Genomic DNA, 413 nt, shown 5'->3' with positions numbered 1-413 from the left:
GCGCGGCCTTGTGCCAACGCCGCGTGCACTTGAATTGAGGGAGCGCGTCGGTCCACTCGTTCAGGAAGCGGAGGCAATCCTGCGGCCGGCCGAGGCGCTCGATCTGCAACGGCTTGTCAGGACCTTCTCGGTTCGGGCGAGCGACGGCTTCGTCGAAGCCTTTGGGCCTGAACTCATCGCGCACATCCAGGCGCAAGCGCCCGGCATACGGCTGCGCTTCGTCCAGAAGCCGGACAAGGATAGTACGCTGCTTCGCGAGGGCAGTGTGGATCTGGAAACAGGTGTCATCGGGGCGGCGCAGAGTCCGGAAATCAGGACGCGGGCGCTGTTCTCGGATCACTTCGTCGGGGTCGTGCGGCGGGGGCATCCATTGGCCACAGGCGAGATCACCGCCGATCGCTTTGCTGCTGGCC

Annotated in this window: 1 protein-coding gene; it reads left to right on the top strand. The window is 65.4% G+C overall.

The window, feature by feature from the left end:
- A partial coding sequence (locus AB4Y92_RS26125; RefSeq protein ID WP_441822267.1) for a LysR substrate-binding domain-containing protein occupies positions 1–413 on the top strand: 413 nt, incomplete at both ends.

This window comes from Lysobacter sp. TAB13, assembly GCF_052113885.1.
Classification (GTDB): Bacteria; Pseudomonadota; Gammaproteobacteria; order Xanthomonadales; family Xanthomonadaceae; genus Lysobacter; species Lysobacter gummosus.
Note: the sequence above shows the minus strand (reverse complement) of the source record. Positions and strands in the feature narration are given on the sequence as shown.